Below are 17,706 nucleotides of genomic sequence, written 5' to 3' on the forward strand. Positions count from 1 at the left end.
ACACCAAACAAGATGAATGATATTAAGCTCGAGATAGGAAATAAAAAATAATCGCGATTTACAAAAAAAAGCCCTTACGAAAAGGGCTTTTAAAATAACACATGCTTTACTGATTAATCATCACCGCCTTCATCAATACTTCAGTGGTGTATTTACCATTATTAATCACGGGGAAACGATCATAGGTCTGGAAAATCACCTTGTCCTGGTACTTGATCATAGCCACTACGCCATAATTAATACGTTTATCGATTGATTGCGCGGGTAATAAGAACTTAAATGGCACAGGCGCTCGGGCGATATTAAAGCTTTTTTGAGCAATAATGGCCCCCGGAGTATTCAAATCGATAATGGCAATAGTAATTTCACTGCCTTGTGGCAAGATAATTTTCTCTAAATAACCCGCCGCACCATTGATGATAATGGGTGGTTCAGGTTGTACCGTTACGCAACCAGCCATCGTCAATGAGCTTAAACAGAATAGAATAAATATTTTTAATTTCAGTAACATATTAGCTTCCTTTTACCATACGGATCAGCCCCTCTTGGGTCGTCGATGCGACAAGCTCGCCCTGCTGATTAAAAAATTGTCCTCGGACATACCCACGCCCACCACTGGCATTTGGGCTATCGATACTATAGAGCAACCATTCTCCCATATTAATGGGTCGGTGGAACCACATCGCATGATCTATGGTTGCCATGCGGATGCCCGGGGTTAAAAACGACACGCCATGGGGCTGAGCCGCCGTGACTAAAAAATTAAAGTCAGAGGCATAGGCTAGTAAATATTCATGGATATGACTATCTGTTGGCATTGCACCATTCGCCCTTAGCCACACATAGCGATATGGCTCGGTTTCTTTAGGTGCGAAGGGATGCAGAGGGTTGACTAAGCGCATCTCAATTGGCGCGTCTTCCATAAACTTTTCAAGGATCCTTGCTGGGACTTTATCCCTTAAGGTCATAGCCAACTCATTTTGATTTAATAAACCTTCAGGGCCAGGCACCTGCGGCATCTGTGCTTGATGTTCAAAACCCACCTCGGGTTCTTGGAAGGAACAGGTCATATGAAAAATCGGCCGGCCCTTTTGTATTGCACTCACCCGCCTAGCACTAAAGCTGCCTCCATCGCGCATATTTTCAACTTCATACACTATGGGTAACTTCTCATCTCCTGCGCGTAAAAAATAAGAGTGAAGCGAATGCACTTGCCGCTCTGCTGGTACGGTTTGCTTAGCCGCGCTCAAGGCCTGTCCCATGACTTGCCCACCAAACACATGCCCAAATCCTAGGTCTTGACTTTGACCGCGAAACAGCCCGATTTCGATTTGCTCAAGGGATAATAATGATAAGAGATCGTCTAATACCTGACTCATGGGATCCTACGGAAAATTAGCAATGAATACCCAAGGGTAACCCAGTTCGACTAGGGCTGACCAGTAGGGAGTCACTTGGCATGGTGTTTGTTAACGATTTAACAAAACGCACGCCGAACTACTCAATTTTTATATGATGCTCAAGAGCGCTCTGCTTTGACCAAGCCAACACTTTATCCTCACCACAGGAATGTAAATTAACCGGAAAGGCATTGTGAAGTTCTGACCAATATTTCACGAGTTTATCGGGCGTACATTGTCCCTCACTAAAGTAGATAGACTGAAACTCAGCGAATCTGCCGTGGCTGACACTGCCAGCGCCCGCCAATAAATGCTGACCATTAGGGGCCTTTGGACTCACTAAAAACGCCACGGTCGCAGTCAGCGTATCAAAGCAAAATAGCGGTTGAATCGCAGGAGCTAAATGCTTTCGAGTCATAGCCGTTAATGCCTGAGGGCATAAGCTATTGATATAAATGTTATATTGCTCGCCCTCTATCGATAGGCTGTTTACCATTCCCACTAAAGCCATCTTGGCGGCACTGAATGCAACTTGGTGTAAATCACCAAAGAGTGCCGAAACCCCCGTTGTCATCAAAATCCGACCATAGCCCTGTGCTTTCATCGCTGGCCATATTGCTTGAGTCAGATAAAAACTGCCATTAACATCAACATCAAACTGCCGCTGCCACTCAGCTTGTTGAATATGCTCAAAAGGACGAGCACCATAAACACCGGCATTATTGATTAATATATCCACGCCCTGCCAACATTGAAGCAAGCTATTCACCATAGTCTTAACATCCATCTGTTGACTGACATCCACCTCAAAGCAAAGGCACTCGGCCCCGAGTTTTAAAATCGTCTCATGGGTTTGGCGCAATTCATCATTGCTATAGTCAGCATCTGGGTGTTTTGGGCGTTTAGAGGACACCTTAGGTTGGTCGACAAGCACCACTTTGGCGCCCCGCTCTGCCAACATAATGGCATAGGCTCTCCCTAGCCCAGCGCCAGCTCCGGTGATCAACGCCACTTGGTTATCGAAACGCATCCTATCGAATCCTTATCATTGACATAAAGGTGACGTGCTCATTCTCCGGCAGCTAAGCCCGATGACTTGCCTTACACTCAAGGCTCAATCAGCGTTAAGTTACTGGCTTTACCAATGACATACGGGTAAACGGCATAAACTATAAAAGCACAGACAATGTGGATTTTCTTTGACATTGGCGGCAAATCTTTTCCCTAACCGCGAAACATCTGTGCGCCAATTCAAACTCTATTACATGCGTGTATTAGATAGTACTCACTTTAGGGTAATTTCTTGTTATGCTATGGCGCTGTTCACTACTCATTCCTTTTTAGATAACGACTAGACATCATGAATCCTTGGATTTTAGCCATCAGACCTCGCACCTTACCCGCGGCAATCGGTCCCCTGTTAATTGGTAATATTCTGGCGCTGCACCTTGAGCGTTTCAGTTGGTTAATTGCCGTGACATCGATGTTGTGCGCGATTTTATTGCAGATCGCTGTCAACCTCGCCAATGACTATTTTGATTTTAAAAATGGTATCGATACTGCCGAACGTATTGGCCCAGTTCGCGTGACACAAAGCGGGATGATCCCAGCCTATAAAGTACGTAATGCGATGATCTTCTGCTTATTACTCGCGTTAACAGTAGGTTCCTATTTGATTTGGCACGGTGGTTGGCCAATAGCGATTTTAGCGGCGGCGGCGATTTTAGGCGCCCTCGGCTACAGCGGCGGTCCTTATCCTTTAGCCTCACACGGGCTAGGCGAAGTTGCCGCCTTTGTGTTTTTTGGCTTAGTGGCTGTGGTCGGCAGTTATTATTTGCAGGCAGGTGATACTAATTTGAATGCGTGGCTACTTGGCTGTGCGATTGGCTTATTTAACGCCGCCATTATGTTAGTTAACAACACCCGCGATATTCGCACCGACACCCAAGCGGGCAAACATACCCTAGCCGTGAGGATTGGCGAGGCACAGGCCAAAGTCTTGTATCAAGCCTTAATTTACTTACCCTTTGGTTTAGTGATCGCGGGATTCTTACTGGGCATTCTGCCTGGATTACCGGTATTGTTGGCGGGTTTATCTCTGCTTATCGCCCGTAAACTCAGTAGCGATTTCTATGCTGTATCGGGTGAGGCGCTTAATCCACTATTGGGACGCACAGCAAAACTTACTATGATTTTCAGTACCCTATTCAGTGTGGGACTGGTGTTTACCGCTTAAGCTGGAATACCAACATCTCAGAGTTGTCCCCATTACTGAGTAAGAGCCAGCCACCAATTGGCTAGATTAAAATAGACAAGGCTAAAAATACAAAAAAGGTTCGTCATGATGCGCCAAACGCACAACATGATGAACCTTTTGCTTTTAGGGACAAATTAAGACCAGAGATAAGCCGAGATTGCCGTGTTAAATAACACGCCACTAAATTGATGCGTGGCTTTTGGCGTCTGTAAATGCGCCGCCCCAAAACACACATGTAAAGGAATTAAATGCTCTTCCCTTGGGTGACTAAAACGCGCCTCTGGCGCTGATTGCCAATCGATTAATTGTGCCTTGGCGTGGTTATCGCCTGATGTCACTACATCGGTTAACCAAGTATCAAACGCTTGGCTGCGAGGCAACACCTTAGGATCGCCGGAGAAAAACGCGCGCATATTGTGAAACGACATGCCAGACCCCACAATCAGCACCCCTTGGGTACGTAATGATGCCAATGCTTCACCGATAGCAATATGGGCACTCGGATCCAGATGCTGCACTAAGGACATTTGCACCACAGGAATGTTGGCCTCAGGATACATCAACTTAAGTGGCACAAAGGTGCCGTGATCGAAGGCGCGTTGATTATCCAACCGTACCTCAATGCCGCTTGCCTTAAGTAAACTGGCAATGGTTTCCGCAAGCTGCGGCTCACCGGGTGCAGGATAAGAAAGCGTATAAGCCTCAGGGGGAAAACCATAGTAATCGAACAGCATACCAGGATGAGAATGGCTCGACAGTGTCACCTGCGCCTCTTCCCAATGGGCGGTAACTAATACAATCGCCTTGGGCGTGGGAATAGTCTCTGCCACCTTGGATAAATATGACCGTAATTCCCGATGATTTGCATCATTAAGTAATGGTAAAGGCCCGCCACCATGGGGAACAAACAGCACTGGCATTTGAGCCGAGTTCGCGTACGTCATAGTAAATGTCTCTTGATTAAACCGTGAGTTGTCACTTGTAAATTGAAACTTGTCTGCGCGGCGGCCAAAATCAGAAAACCGCTTTTATGTCCACCAGCTGACGTTGAAAACGCACTAATCTATCGACGGTTTCATCTAACTTGATGATTAAAAAAAGCAAGGCAGATAATAACAATGCGGGTAGCGCGCTCAGGGTGGTTTCGTAATTAAAGTGGTAGTAAATGGCCCCCATCATCACCGACAGTAATGCTGTTGCCGACAGGACTCGAGATTCACGCCAGCCAATGCCAATGGCACCCAGCACTTCAATCACACCGATAAAGTAGCCAAAACCCGTTGGTAAATTCATCACGCTAAAGGGCGCATGGAAAAACGGCACGCTGAGTAACTTACCCATGCCCGAGAATAAAAACACTATGCTCATGGCGAGCGTTACCAAAGCCGCCGCACGATTTAAGGTATTGGCACAGACAAAGAGTTTTTGAGGGTCAGCCTCAGCCGCGGTTTTATTTTCACCTTTGGCAAAACATAATTGATTGATTGACATAACGACCTCATTACTCATCACTTTTAGACCTAATTCCGTATAAACTCTTACTAAACAGTATCCTAAACGCAAAGTAGTGGGCTCGTATTTTGTGCCCACTACTGTCATATGGCGAGATTATGCGCCCACAAAAAATAAATAAATATGGAATAATATCTAACATCTTCTAAAATAATTCTTTATTTGTTTAAGGGTGTTGCCATGACCTTAGAACAACTGCTGATGTTCAATACCGTCGCCCTCGCTGGCTCGCTAAAGGCCGCCAGTGACAAACTCCATAAGACCCAGCCGGCGATCAGTCAGAGCATTAAACAATTGGAATCCCAGCTAGATGTAGTGCTGTTCGACCGCCAAGGTTATCGGTTAGCACTGACCCAAGAGGGACGAAAGCTATTGCAATACGCCCAGCGCGTACTGAATGAAGCGCAGGAAATGCGCCAAGTGGCCAAGCATTTAGCCAAAGGTAACGAGGCCAGTATCACCTTAGCCTTTGAGGCATCCTTTAATCTTGCTCGAATCTTGCCGATGTTAGAGCGCACACAAAATGAGTTTCCACATACACAAATTATTCTTAAACAAGAGTATTTAACCGGGGCACTTGAAGCCCTAAATCAAGGCAAAGCCGATATTGCGATTTCAGCTGGCGGTATTGAGCTGCTTCGCTCAAGCCATTATGAGCTTGGTTATTTATTTTCAGGGAGTTTATTGGATGTTGCTTCCCCCCGTTTACTGAGCCGTTATCCCCACCTAAGTCATGTAAGGCAATTGGTGAACGAGTACCAAATTGTGATCCAAGATACTGGCACTGGCACCGCCAATATCGAATTTGGGGTGCAAGCTGGGCAGCGCCGTTGGTATGTGAATGATTTTTATACGAAGAAAATGCTTATTCAAGGAGGGATGGGATGGGGAAAACTTCCCTATTATATGGTCGAAGAAGCCATCGCAGAAGGAAGCTTACAACAGCTTGAACTACAAGAAAGACAAAACCTGATCCAACTTGATTACTATGTGATGCGGCCGCCCCACTCGCCACTAGGCCCTGTGGCACAGGCGCTATGGGACAATTTAGTGCAACTAGCCGTTAAGCCAAGCTAATAATTGACCTCTTTTGATATCACACTATCTGTATATGTAATCTGTATATGTAATCTGAATATGACATTCGTTAATCAGTCATATTTTGAAGGCTGGCTGCCTTGATAGAAGCTAACAGTTCAGCCTAAAGGAGCACTTAAATAAATGCGCGTGACACTCTCATACGGTTTTCATCATGCTTATTCAGTAAAAGCCTATTGTTGTTTTATCGCGTAATTTGCAGCCGCGATGACGCAATTTGCTTCACATATTACTCAGTCATGCAATCCAACAAGCAATTAACTCAGCGCCGATAATAAATAATTGACCAAAAATCAAACTGCTCGCCTTTAGCGGCGCACCAATCCGGAAACGACTCAGCCACAGTATGAGTGGAATACTCCTCCCAGCAATTTATCATTGACTGGTAATAATCATGCCTGTTTTGCAGCCTTGATTTACTCTCCTGCGTTTGTAATCGCTCGATTAATGTGTGTGCTGACGCTAGTGAGTCTTTTGCTCGCACTATATCGCCCAACAATACAGATTCAGATAAATGGTGGGTCTGAAAATCGACACTGTTTAAATGGGCCAACGCAACTTGAGTAAGACAAATTTCATCGTTAGGCTCAAGCGCCAACGCCCTTTCATAGGAGGCGATATCCTCACCAATATAGCCTAACCATTTGTGGGGAATGGGATTATTGGGCTCATCTACTGCCCATTGGGTTAGCACACCTTTAAGCAGTACGATAAGAGGATAAGCGAGTTGCTGGTGTGTTTCACGCTGCCAATAACCTAAGGATGATAGTTCTTCAGCTATTTGCCTTTGCTTAGTCAAAGATTGGCTCTTACAGTGCGACACAAATGTGTTCACCGTCGCAATCGCTTGCTTCTTTAGTCCTTGCTCTTTTTGCAGACAATATTGGCCAAAAAGTTCATACCCCTTCAGAGCCGAATACTGAGTCCCTATCGACTTTAATCCTTCAAAGTTATCGCTATTCCAGTAGTTCATATTGAGACTTGAGTTGGTGAGACCTTCGGGCTGAACAATGCAACCACTCGTATGGAAAAAGTACATGGAATAATGCAAATATGGTCCATGGTAATCATGCGCTAAAACCGAGTGAAGCACGGCCCCAAGGCATAAAAGCAGATTGTAATCTGTAAACCCATCGTGAACCAGATAGTTTAGCGCTAAGCGGTTATATTATTGGTCGTTTTACGATAAAGCCTCTGATATTAATAGGCTCATATTAATAATTAACTCATAATAAAGGGCCTTGCGGCCCTTTATTCACCTTTTAACTTCGCTAAATGGCTTACTGAATTTCTTGCTTGGCGAGTGCGCGATCTAACTTAGCACGCTCCACTTCAGGCGAGGCTTTAACCGCTTGAATTAAGCCAATTAAATCAGTACCTTCTTCGGCGGCAAGCAGCAATAAGTTATTGTCATTCTGCCAATCAACTTTTAAACCGTGAGTCTTAGCAAAATCATCGGCTGATACACCTGGTTTTAGCTTAACCACTAACTTTCCGGTCATTTCGGCAAAGGGTTTACCCGATTGAGTCACCACTTTCTGCCCTTTAACCAATTGCTTAGCCTGTTTAATCCCTGTCTCAGTTTTAACAAAGTAGGGTGTATCTAAACCGAGAAACTCGGCACGGCTCACTTGAACACCTTTAGACTCAGCTTGAGGTTCAGTGAGTTCGATCTTGTCATGTGCCATTGCTTGAACTGACAGTGAAAGTGCAACAGCTACTAATGATAAATTTAACGCTTTCATTGGTTACTCCTTAAGATGCAGACTTGGCGGCATGGCCATGGAAACGAATTGACCAACCTTTCAGTTTGCCATCGGCTTCGTTAGGGATTGAGATATAGCCTTGATCGTATTTAACAAATCGATAGCTACCGCTATTCACATCAATTAGCTTGATTGTCCATTCACCTTTTGATGATTCGCCATAGAAGGCATTTGATAACATAGGTGTTGCATCATAGCCTTTAACAAGATCATCCGGATCATTCTTATCCATCACCCCTTGGTAAACTAAACCGTTATAAGGTGTCATCAACACACTCTTAGTACCTGCAGGCGAAATCAGCTCTACCGCTAAATCCGGTAGACGCAGGTGATCGGCAGTCAGCTCAATTTGCACGGCTTCAATCACTAAATCGTCAGCGACTACTTGGGTATCCGTCACGCCATTAATATCGGCATCGGGAATCGCTTTGGTGAGCGCTGCGCTTGCTTGCCACTCGGTTACGACATAGTCACCTAAGTCCTGTGCATAGGATTTGGCGAGCTTAACGGCTTCAGTTAAATTCACTCGACCAAAACCATAGAGGTTATGGAATGAAAAACCCGCCGCGTTTTGTAACCAACTAGGGATAGCCGCATACACTGGCGCACCTTCACCCTCACCAATGGTCACGGTTTTAGGCGCAATATCCGCATCAACTTTGGTAGCTGTCTTTGCCAAAATATAGCGAATATCACGCCAAGTGAGATCTGGATTAGCACTCATAATGACAGCGACAGCTCCCGAAGTGTTAGGTGCCGCAGACGAGGTACCGTTCATTGTCGATGTGTAATCACAATTGGGGTTTAACGGGTTTAAACCACCGTGGAATGGCGTGCTTGGTCTATCTTCTGCGATTGCAGAGCCCTTCACACATCCCATAAAGTCGGTAGTAACTATCGCAGGATCATTATCACCATACTCACCACCAGGTGCTGTGACAAAAATATTCGAGCCCACGGATGAATAGCTAGAAAGTTTACCCTTAGCATTAATTGCACTAACAACTAAGTTATAAACGTTAGCATTGTCAGAGGACATGTTGGAATTATGGAAAGGTAAGCCGTGGTTAGCGGGATTTTCCGTCGTTGCCGTGAAGTAATCTCCCGGTAACCAGAAAGTACGGAAACGATAGTAGTCATACCCATTACCCGCGGACTTAACGAAAATACTGCCTTTGCCATCGAAGCTTTGCGTTGCAATATCTTGATAAACTTCGGTTTCATCCTCATCAAACCCATGAGGGAATGGCACGCTGTAACCATAGCTTTGGTTAAAAACGCGTGCACTATCGCTATAGGCACTGGCACCGTGGGATTTAGCAAAGTTTTCAAATGTTTGTACGTTTGTCACTTTACCCGTTGGATCTTCATCTAAAAAGTTAAAGCCTATTAATTTTGCCTTAGGTGCCACACCGCGACCACCAATACCGTTCCAACCTTCTGCAGCAATAATCCCTCCTACTGCTGTACCATGAGCTGCTGTAGCAGACCCAGAGAAAGGTGTTGGATCAACAGTACCTGTAATTAAATTGTATGAACCACCATTTACAGTGTTATTTGTTAGATCTGGATGAGCAATTTCTAAGCCGCTATCGACCACCGCGACAATCACGCCTTGTCCCATAGCATTATCTGAAATTGCACCGCTCACATTCATATCTTCACCGGCAACACCGCGGTTAGCCGCAAAAGCATTCTGCCCAGTGTTTTTTAAATGCCATTGGTAGGTAAAGAGTGGATCGCCATGCTTAATATTGATTGTCAGATTGGCTTCAGCCTGTAATTGGCCATCGGAGACTTTGAACCGAACCACCTCTGTCCCTTCATTGGCATCAGATGCATAGGTAAATTCACCCGTGCTTTTATTGACTAGCGTAAAGGTGCCGAGTTTGAGATCGGCAGGGTCCACTAAAGAATAAGTTAAACCACCTTCGGCATCCGTCCCCTCAAGTTTTCCAGTAAAAAGAATCGACTGTGACACATCAACAGTCATATCCGCGGTGGTCGGGGCAGTATTCACTTTAGGCACAGGTGCCGGAGTCTTCTTATCATCGCTCCCACAGCCAGCCAATAAGGCCGCCGTGATGCTTAATGCAACAATGGACATACGCATAATAGACATTCCTTCTTCTCATTACTTATTACAACTTAATTTGGCGTGATAATGTTGATTAAGATTATTCCGCATTAAGTTCTGTTATTTTAGTTATACCCTATGATCTCTTATAAAATACAAGCATCAAATGGGAAGCAAAGATTTAACACAAAGGAAATAATTATGAAAACAAATATAAACAGAATGAAAGACTGAATAGGTTTATTCGATTATTTTATCAGCAGATAAAATTAAGAACAGATAAAGACAGACAATAAATAAGACATCAAAAAATAGATTAAAAACAAAAAATAATAATTTTATTTGCTTTTTAAAATTACAAGACAACAAACTGTTTAAATTACATAAATTTTTACATTTTGAATCTTCAAATTCTTTAAAAATATTAAAATAGCAAAATTAAACCGTCCCAAAATATAGAATAACAAACGGTTAAACTGTCGAATCATTAACATTTATAAAACAAATTTGAGTTATTAAACAGATACGACCAATAAAAAAGCCCCTATTTCTAGGGGCTATTCAATTATTTTATCTAGAGTTTAATTAAAACTCTGTTTGTGGCACTCCAATCTAAATGGTATTTCTCACCGGCTGGCTTATCTAAACGTTCAAAAGTATGGGCACCAAAAAAGTCCCGTTGTCCTTGGAGCAAATTAGCTGGCAAGGTCTCACTGCGATAACTGTCGTAATAGGCCAGTGCCGAGCTAATGCAAGGCACTGGGATCCCTTGCATAACCGCCGCCGCCACAGCACTGCGCCACGCTGTTTGTTTTTCTGATAAGGTAGTTGCAAAGGTGTCTGCCATTAACAAACAACTTAAGTCAGCATCCGCTTGATAAGCTTGGGTTATCGATTGCAAGAAGGTGGCACGAATAATACAACCCGCACGCCAGATTTTCGCAATCTCAGCAAAATCGAGTTGCCATTTTTGCTCCTGCGCCGTCATCGCCATCAGTTGGAAACCTTGAGCGTAGCAACAGACCTTAGCGCAATAGAGCGCACTCTCTAAGGCATCGATTAAGGTGGCTTTTTGGTTTTCATCCATCGCAGGAGATAAGGGGCCAGCAAGCTTTTTACTGAGCTCAACACGAAGGGATTTTTGGGTGCTCACCGCGCGCGCATAAACCGCTTCGGCAATAGTGGGAGCCGGACAACCTATTTGTAAACTGCTCACCGCAGTCCAAAGTCCAGTGCCCTTCTGCCCTGCTTTATCGAGGATCATCTCAACTAACGGTTTACCCGTTAGCGGATCCGCCTGTTTGAGCACCTCGGCGCTGATCCCCATCAGATAACTGTTTAAACTGCCCTTATTCCAGCGTTCGAACACCTCACCTACCTGCGCTGCGCTCATGCCTAAGCCATCGTGCATTAATTGATAGGCTTCGCAAATCAGCTGCATATCGGCGTATTCAATACCGTTATGCACCATTTTCACATAATGCCCAGCACCCGCAGGCCCAATATAGGTCGTGCAAGGTTCGCCTTCGGTCACCGGATTTCCCGGCTCAAAACGCTCAATCGGCAGCCCCGTTTTAGGGTCAACCTTAGCGGCAATAGCCTTCCAAATCGGCGCAACATGTTGCCATGCGCCAAGATCGCCGCTTGGCATTAATGAAGGCCCAAAACGCGCACCAACCTCACCGCCCGAAACGGCTGAGCTGAAGAAGATAAATTTGCCTTGATAACGCTTTTCGCGTTCAACGGTGTCAGTCCAAAGACTGTTGCCCGTATCGATTACGATGTCATCCGCTTCGATACCAGCAGAAATCAGGGCATGGCATACCCCATCCACAGGCGCACCCGCAGGGACAGACAGCACGAGAATACGGGGTTGAGCGAGGCTTGCTAACATTTCTGAAAGATTAGCACAGCCTGTAATACGCAGGTCCTGTCCTACACGTTCTTGTTTTTCTTGTTGTAAAACCCCGTTGACTTTAACAGGATCGAGATCGAAGGCACTGACGCGATATTGATTGTCGGCGATGTTTAGCGCAAGGTTTTTACCCATTACGCCAAGGCCTATCACGCCAATCTCATTAAAATTGCTGTGGTTTTGCATTATATAATTCCCACGGGTCACAGAGGTTAGAAATAACCAATTTGGAGCAGTAATTATATCGGCCTTTGTAACTTAATTACCAGAGAGAAGAGACGATGCATACGATTGGCAAACTCGATTGCAAATCAAGATGCGTTGTTTTTTCAGGAGAATATTCCCAAATCTCATAAACATCTTTACCAATCGTATACATCTTGGGCAAGTTCTTCCTTGGGGAAGTAAATTGATTAATGAGCGAGTTTTAAGCCGAGTACGCCAAGCAAAATGAGGATTAAGCTGGCGATTTTCAGCAAGCTCACTCCCTCGCCTAAGAGAATAATGCCCGCAATTGCCGTGCCCATGGCACCTATGCCAACCCACACCCCATAAGCCGTGCCTATCGGCAATTGCTTAACGGCGAGGCCCAGTAGCAACACACTGAACGCCATGGAGAGCAAAGTAAACACACTCGGCCACAAGCGAGTAAAACCATCGGTGTATTTGAGTCCGATGGCCCAACCAATTTCAAAAAGTCCAGCAAGAATTAACAGTAACCAGCTCATAGAGAACTCCCATACGGGGTCGTCCCCAAATTGATATCGGCGTATTTAGGGTCGTCCCTAAGCCGTTGTGAAATGTTAATGGGTCAAAAGCAATAAGGATAATGAATGTCCGCAGTACCGCTTAAGATCCGGCGCCTTAGCCTTAATAGTGCACTGTCGACGCAAAGCTCTATTAAGAATGCAGGCTAGACTACCAAAATGTGACGAATAAGGGCAAGTGCTCTAAGCATTCGTCTAAATCTAAATAAGAAAGCGATAATCAAAAAAGACTATCGCTTGCTCTTTTGTTTGACGATCTTAACTTTTTAAGTCGTTAACTTGAGCCGCTCACTCTAGCCCACTAAAGCATCGGCATAGCCCATGCGGGTTAAGGTCGTGCGGACTAAATCGAGGGTCTGCGGATCTTCAATGGTCGCTGGCGCCGTATATTGCTGATTATCGGCAATTTTACGCATAGTGCCGCGCAGGATTTTACCCGAGCGGGTTTTCGGCAGCTTTTGAATCGCGCTCACCAACCTAAAGGATGCAACGGGACCAATTTCTTGACGAACGAGTGCAATTAACTGCTTATGCAGCTCCTCATCCGTAATAGTCACGCCCTTTTTAAGTACCACTAAGCCTAATGGCACTTGGCCCTTTAATTTGTCATCAACACCAATCACGGCGGCTTCGGCCACATCGGGATGCTGGCACAGCACCTCTTCAAACCGCCCAGTAGAGAGACGATGACCCGCAACGTTAATGATGTCATCGATGCGGCTCATAATGTAGAGATAACCCTCTTCATCCATGTAGCCTGCATCTCCCGTGAGGTAATAGCCTGGGTACATAGATAAGTAACTGTCTTGATAACGTTTGTTGTTTTGCCAGAGCGTTGTGAGCGTGCCCGGTGGCAAGGGTAATTTTATCACCACATTACCAGAGACATTCGCCGCCACTTTAGCGCCAAGCTCATCGACGACATCAACTTCGTATCCAGGCACGGGTCGCCCCGGTGAGCCGGCTTTAACCGCAATCGGCGCCACCCCCATTAGATTCGCGGCTACTGGCCAACCTGTTTCAGTTTGCCACCAATGATCGATAACCGGTTTATGTAACTTGTCTTCAGCCCAATGCAGGGTGTCGGGATCGCAGCGCTCCCCAGCCAAAAAGACATTCTTCAAGCAGCTTAAATCAACACCTTGAATGAATTCGCCGTTGGGATCTTCCCGCTTAATAGCGCGAATCGCTGTGGGCGCGGTGAAAAAGCTTTTAACTTGATACTTGGCAATCGTACGCCAAAAGGCGCCGGGGTCGGGTGTGCCAACGGGTTTGCCTTCATATAACAGCGTGGTCGCCCCCACGAGTAACGGACCATAAACAATATAGGAATGACCAACAACCCAACCTACATCCGATGCCGCCCAAAACACATCGCCTTGATGAATATCATAAATATTGGCCATCGACCAAGCTAATGCGACCGCATGACCACCATTGTCACGCACCACCCCTTTAGGTTGGCCTGTAGTGCCAGAGGTATAGAGCACATATAAAGGATCGGTGGCATTTACCGTGACGCAATCAACGCTTTCGCATCCTTTAAGCGCGGTCTGCCAATCGGCGTCTCGACCAGTTTGCATCTGCGCTTCATATTGAGGGCGGTTTAAAATCAAGCAATGCTCAACCTTGTGCACCGCTTCATTTAATGCTTTATCTAGTAAGGGCTTATAGGGCACCACCCCTGAAGGTTCAATCCCGCAGGAGGCAGACATTACCAGCTTAGGTTTGGCATCATTGATACGGGTAGCAAGTTCATTGGCCGCAAAGCCACCAAATACCACCGAATGAATGGCGCCAATGCGCGCGCAGGCAAGCATGGCATAGGCCGTTTCGGGTACCATCGGCATGTAAATAACCACCCGATCACCCTTTGTCACCCCCATAGTACGCAAATACCCTGCAAGCCTTGCTACCTGAGCCTGCAGTTCGTGATAGGTAATACTGTATTCGGTTTCGGTTACTGGGCTAACGTAATGAATCGCAATCTGCTCACCACGTCCCGCTAACACATGTCGGTCTATCGCGTTATAACACGTGTTTAACTCACCATCGCTAAACCAATGGTAAAATGGTGCCTCGCTTTCATCTAATATTTGTTTGCTTGGCGTAACCCAATCTAAAGCCTTGGCGGCTTGTTGCCAAAATGCCTGTTTATTCGCAATAGATGTCTGATGTAATTGTTGTCCAACATCTGTCATAAGGCCTCCCATCATGACACTCATCCGTGTAAACACAGATGAAACTCTCCCCTTCCTTCCGAGGTTGATTATGACCTGCCACGCATTATTCCCCCATTAGACTAAGGGATATACTGGGGTTAAAAAATAAATCCGAAGAGATAGACCATCTAACACTTGCCGTGTAGAAGACTTCCACATAATCTTATGTCTTTAATGGATTTTTCACGGAAAGAAATACTCATTATGCGCCGCTTCAGCCAAGTCAAACTCGGTCTACTCCTATTCATCAATCTTGTCAGTACGGCTTGTTTTGCTTCGACCCAACAACTTGAAGCATTACTCGAACCCCTGTCTATCGGTGAGCGGGCTAACGTAGATAACACTCAGATCATCAGCGCTAAGTTACTCTCACGGGTCTATCAAGTGCGCCAATATCAAGCGCTCTGGGAGGATAAAGACTATGCGGGCACGCTACTCGATGTAATTAAAAGTGCCGATGAAGAGGGTCTTGCGAAGGAAGATTACCACTATCCCAAGTTGGTCGAACTTTACCAACAACTGAGTGCATCGAATTGGCAAGATGAATATCGCAGTAGTGTATTTGAAGTGCTACTAACCGATGGAATTATTACCTATGCTATTCATTTACTTAATGGCAAAGTCAATCCCAGTATGCTCGGCAAAACCTGGAACTATGATGAAGCTCATCTGGATTTTGATACCACATTAAAACAGCTTGAAGAACACATTAAAGCGCACACTGTGGCCGAGGCGATTACAGGCTTAGCGCCTAAGATTGCGCCATATCACCAGCTTAAACAGTATCTTGCCCAGTACAAAGACTTGGCCGCTCGCTATCCCTTTACCACGATTCCTTATACGGAAGTCATTAAACCCGGTAGCACTTCCCCCTCGGTACAAAGCATTGCCACACGGCTAAAAGAGTTAGGTTACTTAGCAGCAAGCTCGCCAGCGGAGAATAGCGCCGCCGTAAACGAGCCCTTAACTTATGACAGCACGCTTGAAGCTGCGGTACGTCAATTTCAAACTGACCACAGCCTTAAGGCCGATGGGGTGATAGGCGCAGGCACAATGGCGGCGTTAAATGTTCCCTATACACAAAGGGTCGAGCAGATCCGCATTAACCTCGAGCGTGCCCGCTGGCTATCAGCCAACTTGCCGGCAAACTATCTGCTGGTTAATTTGGCTGGCTACGAATTATTACTATTTAAAGACAATAACTTAAACTGGCGTACCGACATTATCATCGGCAAAATCGACGCTAAGACGCCATTGTTTAAATCCAAATTAAAATATGTGGTTGTCAATCCCACTTGGACCGTGCCCCGCAGTATCTCCACGGAGATCATCAACCACTTACGTAAAGATCCCGATTATCTGCAAAAAAAGCACTTTAAAGTCGTTGAAGCCTCGGGCACGCCCGTCGATGCTCGCGGCATCGATTGGCACAGTATGACCCGCAAAAACTTTCCCTACTGGTTTGTGCAGGGGCCAGGGGAAGATAACTCCCTTGGTTTAGTTAAATTTATCTTCCCAAACCAATATTCAATTTATCTGCATGATACGCCATCGAAAAATCTATTCGAGCAAACCAATAGAGCCTTCAGTCACGGTTGTATTCGAGTAAAAGATCCCCTCGTGCTCGCCGATAAACTGCTGAGCGCCAATGCGAATTGGTCCAGTGAAACGCTCAATCGCAAACTTGCAGAGGGAAAAACAGAAAACCTGTTTTTAGATCAGCCCTTAGATATTTTGATTATGTATTGGACCGTGACCATCAAAAACGGAAAAATCAAATTTTACAATGATATATACACACGTGACCCGGTACTTATCGAAGCATTAAATCGCCCAACCTATGAGGGTGTGTTAGCCGATGATGGCTTGCTCAATACGTTGGAATAACGGCTTACACGCCAGCCTTAACGCCACCACTTAATAAGTTCTCTTCCCCCGTGGAGCCTTAAGGCAATATGGGGGACTCACCTAAAAAAACACTTGTTTGAGTTCAAGCTAACGTAATATTTATCAACATGTTAAACAACATAGCTTGAGCCAAGTGGCAACAAGAATTGACAAAAAAAATCGACTAACCACACCACAATCTTTACCTTTACGTAAACTTCATATATCTTGCATAAAAATGATTAACTAAGGTGCCTGAATGAGCGCAACTAACACGCCACAAACGACTTATTCGATCAGTGATCTCTCTAAAGAGTTTGATATCACGACCCGAAGCATTCGTTTCTACGAAGACCAAGGCTTACTTAAGCCAAAACGTCGCGGTCAAACCCGCATTTACAGTCTTAAAGACAGAGTTCGACTCAAACTTATCCTGCGCGGCAAGCGCCTTGGATTCTCTCTGGCAGAAACCCGTCGCCTATTCGAACTTTACGATGCCGACAAGAGCAGCACCACCCAGCTCAATACCATGCTTGCCCTGGTGGAAGAAAAGAAATCTGCCCTACAGCAGCAAATGGACGACATTAAAGTGGTCCTGATGGAGCTAAATTCAGCCGAGCAGCAATGCCGCCTCGCCCTAGAAGAAAGCAAGGCTAAGGCCTAATGCCTTCGAGGCTTGCGAGCATAACATTAACGAGCACCTCAGTTGGTACGACCGCGTGACAGGGATACATCACGCAAAGCAAGACAGATTTAAAGACTCAAGCACCTAATAATCATAAAAATATAAATTAGAACATCTGAA

15 protein-coding genes are annotated in these 17,706 nt (G+C 45.4%); 4 read left to right on the plus strand and 11 right to left on the minus strand.

All coding sequences use genetic code 11. The annotated features are described in order from the left end of the window. Window positions 1-106: 106 nt before the first annotated feature. The 3 genes from SHEWPOL2_RS02240 to SHEWPOL2_RS02250 form a co-directional block, all read right to left on the minus strand. Complete coding sequence (locus SHEWPOL2_RS02240; protein WP_037425639.1) at window positions 107-511, minus strand: YbaY family lipoprotein; 405 nt, start codon at window positions 509-511, stop codon at window positions 107-109. Between the two features lies 1 nt (window position 512). After that, window positions 513-1,379, minus strand: a complete 867-nt coding sequence (gene tesB / locus SHEWPOL2_RS02245) for an acyl-CoA thioesterase II (RefSeq protein ID WP_037417495.1) — start codon at window positions 1,377-1,379, stop codon at window positions 513-515. 118 nt (window positions 1,380-1,497) lie between these two features. Next, entirely contained in the window at window positions 1,498-2,430 is a 933-nt protein-coding gene (locus SHEWPOL2_RS02250) for an SDR family NAD(P)-dependent oxidoreductase (RefSeq protein WP_037425642.1), read from the minus strand. A 330-nt stretch (window positions 2,431-2,760) separates the two neighbouring features. Here SHEWPOL2_RS02250 and SHEWPOL2_RS02255 point away from each other — a divergent pair, with 330 nt between their 5' ends. After that, window positions 2,761-3,636: a 1,4-dihydroxy-2-naphthoate polyprenyltransferase gene (locus SHEWPOL2_RS02255; RefSeq protein ID WP_037425645.1), complete on the plus strand. Its 876-nt coding sequence runs from the start codon at window positions 2,761-2,763 to the stop codon at window positions 3,634-3,636. A 155-nt stretch (window positions 3,637-3,791) separates the two neighbouring features. On the opposite strand, the gene SHEWPOL2_RS02260 is transcribed toward SHEWPOL2_RS02255, so the two are convergent. Beyond that, window positions 3,792-4,601: a class III extradiol ring-cleavage dioxygenase gene (locus tag SHEWPOL2_RS02260; RefSeq protein WP_037417503.1), complete on the minus strand. Its 810-nt coding sequence runs from the start codon at window positions 4,599-4,601 to the stop codon at window positions 3,792-3,794. A gap of 70 nt (window positions 4,602-4,671) precedes the next feature. Further along, entirely contained in the window at window positions 4,672-5,148 is a 477-nt protein-coding gene (locus SHEWPOL2_RS02265) for a DoxX family protein (RefSeq protein WP_037425648.1), read from the minus strand. 201 nt (window positions 5,149-5,349) lie between these two features. Here SHEWPOL2_RS02265 and SHEWPOL2_RS02270 point away from each other — a divergent pair, with 201 nt between their 5' ends. Then, on the plus strand, window positions 5,350-6,246 hold the full coding sequence (locus tag SHEWPOL2_RS02270; protein ID WP_037417509.1) for a LysR substrate-binding domain-containing protein: 897 nt from the start codon (window positions 5,350-5,352) through the stop codon (window positions 6,244-6,246). Between the two features lie 283 nt (window positions 6,247-6,529). Here SHEWPOL2_RS02270 and SHEWPOL2_RS02275 read toward each other — a convergent pair whose 3' ends face one another. The 6 genes from SHEWPOL2_RS02275 to SHEWPOL2_RS02300 all read right to left on the minus strand — a co-directional run bounded on the left by SHEWPOL2_RS02275 (window position 6,530) and on the right by SHEWPOL2_RS02300 (window position 14,993). Further along, complete coding sequence (locus SHEWPOL2_RS02275; RefSeq protein WP_037425719.1) at window positions 6,530-7,240, minus strand: hypothetical protein; 711 nt, start codon at window positions 7,238-7,240, stop codon at window positions 6,530-6,532. 307 nt (window positions 7,241-7,547) lie between these two features. After that, window positions 7,548-8,012 carry a hypothetical protein gene (locus SHEWPOL2_RS02280; protein WP_037425650.1) on the minus strand — a complete coding sequence of 155 codons (465 nt, stop codon included), beginning with the start codon at window positions 8,010-8,012 and terminating at the stop codon, window positions 7,548-7,550. A 10-nt stretch (window positions 8,013-8,022) separates the two neighbouring features. Beyond that, a complete protein-coding gene (locus tag SHEWPOL2_RS02285) occupies window positions 8,023-10,146 on the minus strand; it encodes a S8 family serine peptidase (protein WP_037425653.1) in 2,124 nt (707 codons plus the stop codon). A 538-nt stretch (window positions 10,147-10,684) separates the two neighbouring features. Then, complete coding sequence (gndA, locus tag SHEWPOL2_RS02290) at window positions 10,685-12,211, minus strand: NADP-dependent phosphogluconate dehydrogenase (RefSeq protein ID WP_037425656.1); 1,527 nt, start codon at window positions 12,209-12,211, stop codon at window positions 10,685-10,687. A 227-nt stretch (window positions 12,212-12,438) separates the two neighbouring features. Then, window positions 12,439-12,753: a quaternary ammonium compound efflux SMR transporter SugE gene (gene sugE, locus SHEWPOL2_RS02295; RefSeq protein WP_037425659.1), complete on the minus strand. Its 315-nt coding sequence runs from the start codon at window positions 12,751-12,753 to the stop codon at window positions 12,439-12,441. A gap of 332 nt (window positions 12,754-13,085) precedes the next feature. Then, complete coding sequence (locus tag SHEWPOL2_RS02300) at window positions 13,086-14,993, minus strand: propionyl-CoA synthetase (RefSeq protein WP_086023971.1); 1,908 nt, start codon at window positions 14,991-14,993, stop codon at window positions 13,086-13,088. Between the two features lie 225 nt (window positions 14,994-15,218). Between SHEWPOL2_RS02300 and SHEWPOL2_RS02305 the strand changes: the two genes are divergently transcribed. Together SHEWPOL2_RS02305 and SHEWPOL2_RS02310 are read left to right on the plus strand one after the other, a co-directional pair. Continuing rightward, window positions 15,219-16,901 (plus strand): L,D-transpeptidase family protein, encoded by a 1,683-nt coding sequence (locus SHEWPOL2_RS02305; RefSeq protein WP_037425662.1) that lies wholly within the window; start codon window positions 15,219-15,221, stop codon window positions 16,899-16,901. 259 nt (window positions 16,902-17,160) lie between these two features. After that, the gene (locus SHEWPOL2_RS02310; protein WP_011623082.1) at window positions 17,161-17,565 is read left to right on the plus strand and encodes a MerR family DNA-binding transcriptional regulator; all 405 of its coding nucleotides are present in this window, start codon (window positions 17,161-17,163) and stop codon (window positions 17,563-17,565) included. The last annotated feature ends 141 nt before the right edge of the window (window positions 17,566-17,706 follow it).

Source organism: Shewanella sp. POL2 (assembly GCF_000282755.1).
In the GTDB taxonomy this organism is placed as follows: Bacteria; Pseudomonadota; Gammaproteobacteria; order Enterobacterales; family Shewanellaceae; genus Shewanella; species Shewanella xiamenensis.

Excerpts from the sequence above, each read along its gene's own strand:
- SHEWPOL2_RS02280 (WP_037425650.1), bottom strand. The coding sequence starts at position 8,012 with ATGAAAGCGTTAAATTTATCATTAGTAGCTGTTGCACTTTCACTGTCA.
- SHEWPOL2_RS02260 (WP_037417503.1), bottom strand. The coding sequence starts at position 4,601 with ATGACGTACGCGAACTCGGCTCAAATGCCAGTGCTGTTTGTTCCCCAT.
- SHEWPOL2_RS02240 (WP_037425639.1), bottom strand. The coding sequence starts at position 511 with ATGTTACTGAAATTAAAAATATTTATTCTATTCTGTTTAAGCTCATTG.
- SHEWPOL2_RS02265 (WP_037425648.1), bottom strand. The coding sequence starts at position 5,148 with ATGTCAATCAATCAATTATGTTTTGCCAAAGGTGAAAATAAAACCGCG.
- SHEWPOL2_RS02285 (WP_037425653.1), bottom strand. The coding sequence starts at position 10,146 with ATGCGTATGTCCATTGTTGCATTAAGCATCACGGCGGCCTTATTGGCT.
- SHEWPOL2_RS02275 (WP_037425719.1), bottom strand. The coding sequence starts at position 7,240 with ATGAACTACTGGAATAGCGATAACTTTGAAGGATTAAAGTCGATAGGG.
- SHEWPOL2_RS02270 (WP_037417509.1), top strand. The coding sequence starts at position 5,350 with ATGACCTTAGAACAACTGCTGATGTTCAATACCGTCGCCCTCGCTGGC.
- SHEWPOL2_RS02310 (WP_011623082.1), top strand. The coding sequence starts at position 17,161 with ATGAGCGCAACTAACACGCCACAAACGACTTATTCGATCAGTGATCTC.
- SHEWPOL2_RS02250 (WP_037425642.1), bottom strand. The coding sequence starts at position 2,430 with ATGCGTTTCGATAACCAAGTGGCGTTGATCACCGGAGCTGGCGCTGGG.
- gndA (WP_037425656.1), bottom strand. The coding sequence starts at position 12,211 with ATGCAAAACCACAGCAATTTTAATGAGATTGGCGTGATAGGCCTTGGC.
- tesB (WP_037417495.1), bottom strand. The coding sequence starts at position 1,379 with ATGAGTCAGGTATTAGACGATCTCTTATCATTATTATCCCTTGAGCAA.
- SHEWPOL2_RS02300 (WP_086023971.1), bottom strand. The coding sequence starts at position 14,993 with ATGACAGATGTTGGACAACAATTACATCAGACATCTATTGCGAATAAA.
- sugE (WP_037425659.1), bottom strand. The coding sequence starts at position 12,753 with ATGAGCTGGTTACTGTTAATTCTTGCTGGACTTTTTGAAATTGGTTGG.
- SHEWPOL2_RS02255 (WP_037425645.1), top strand. The coding sequence starts at position 2,761 with ATGAATCCTTGGATTTTAGCCATCAGACCTCGCACCTTACCCGCGGCA.
- SHEWPOL2_RS02305 (WP_037425662.1), top strand. The coding sequence starts at position 15,219 with ATGCGCCGCTTCAGCCAAGTCAAACTCGGTCTACTCCTATTCATCAAT.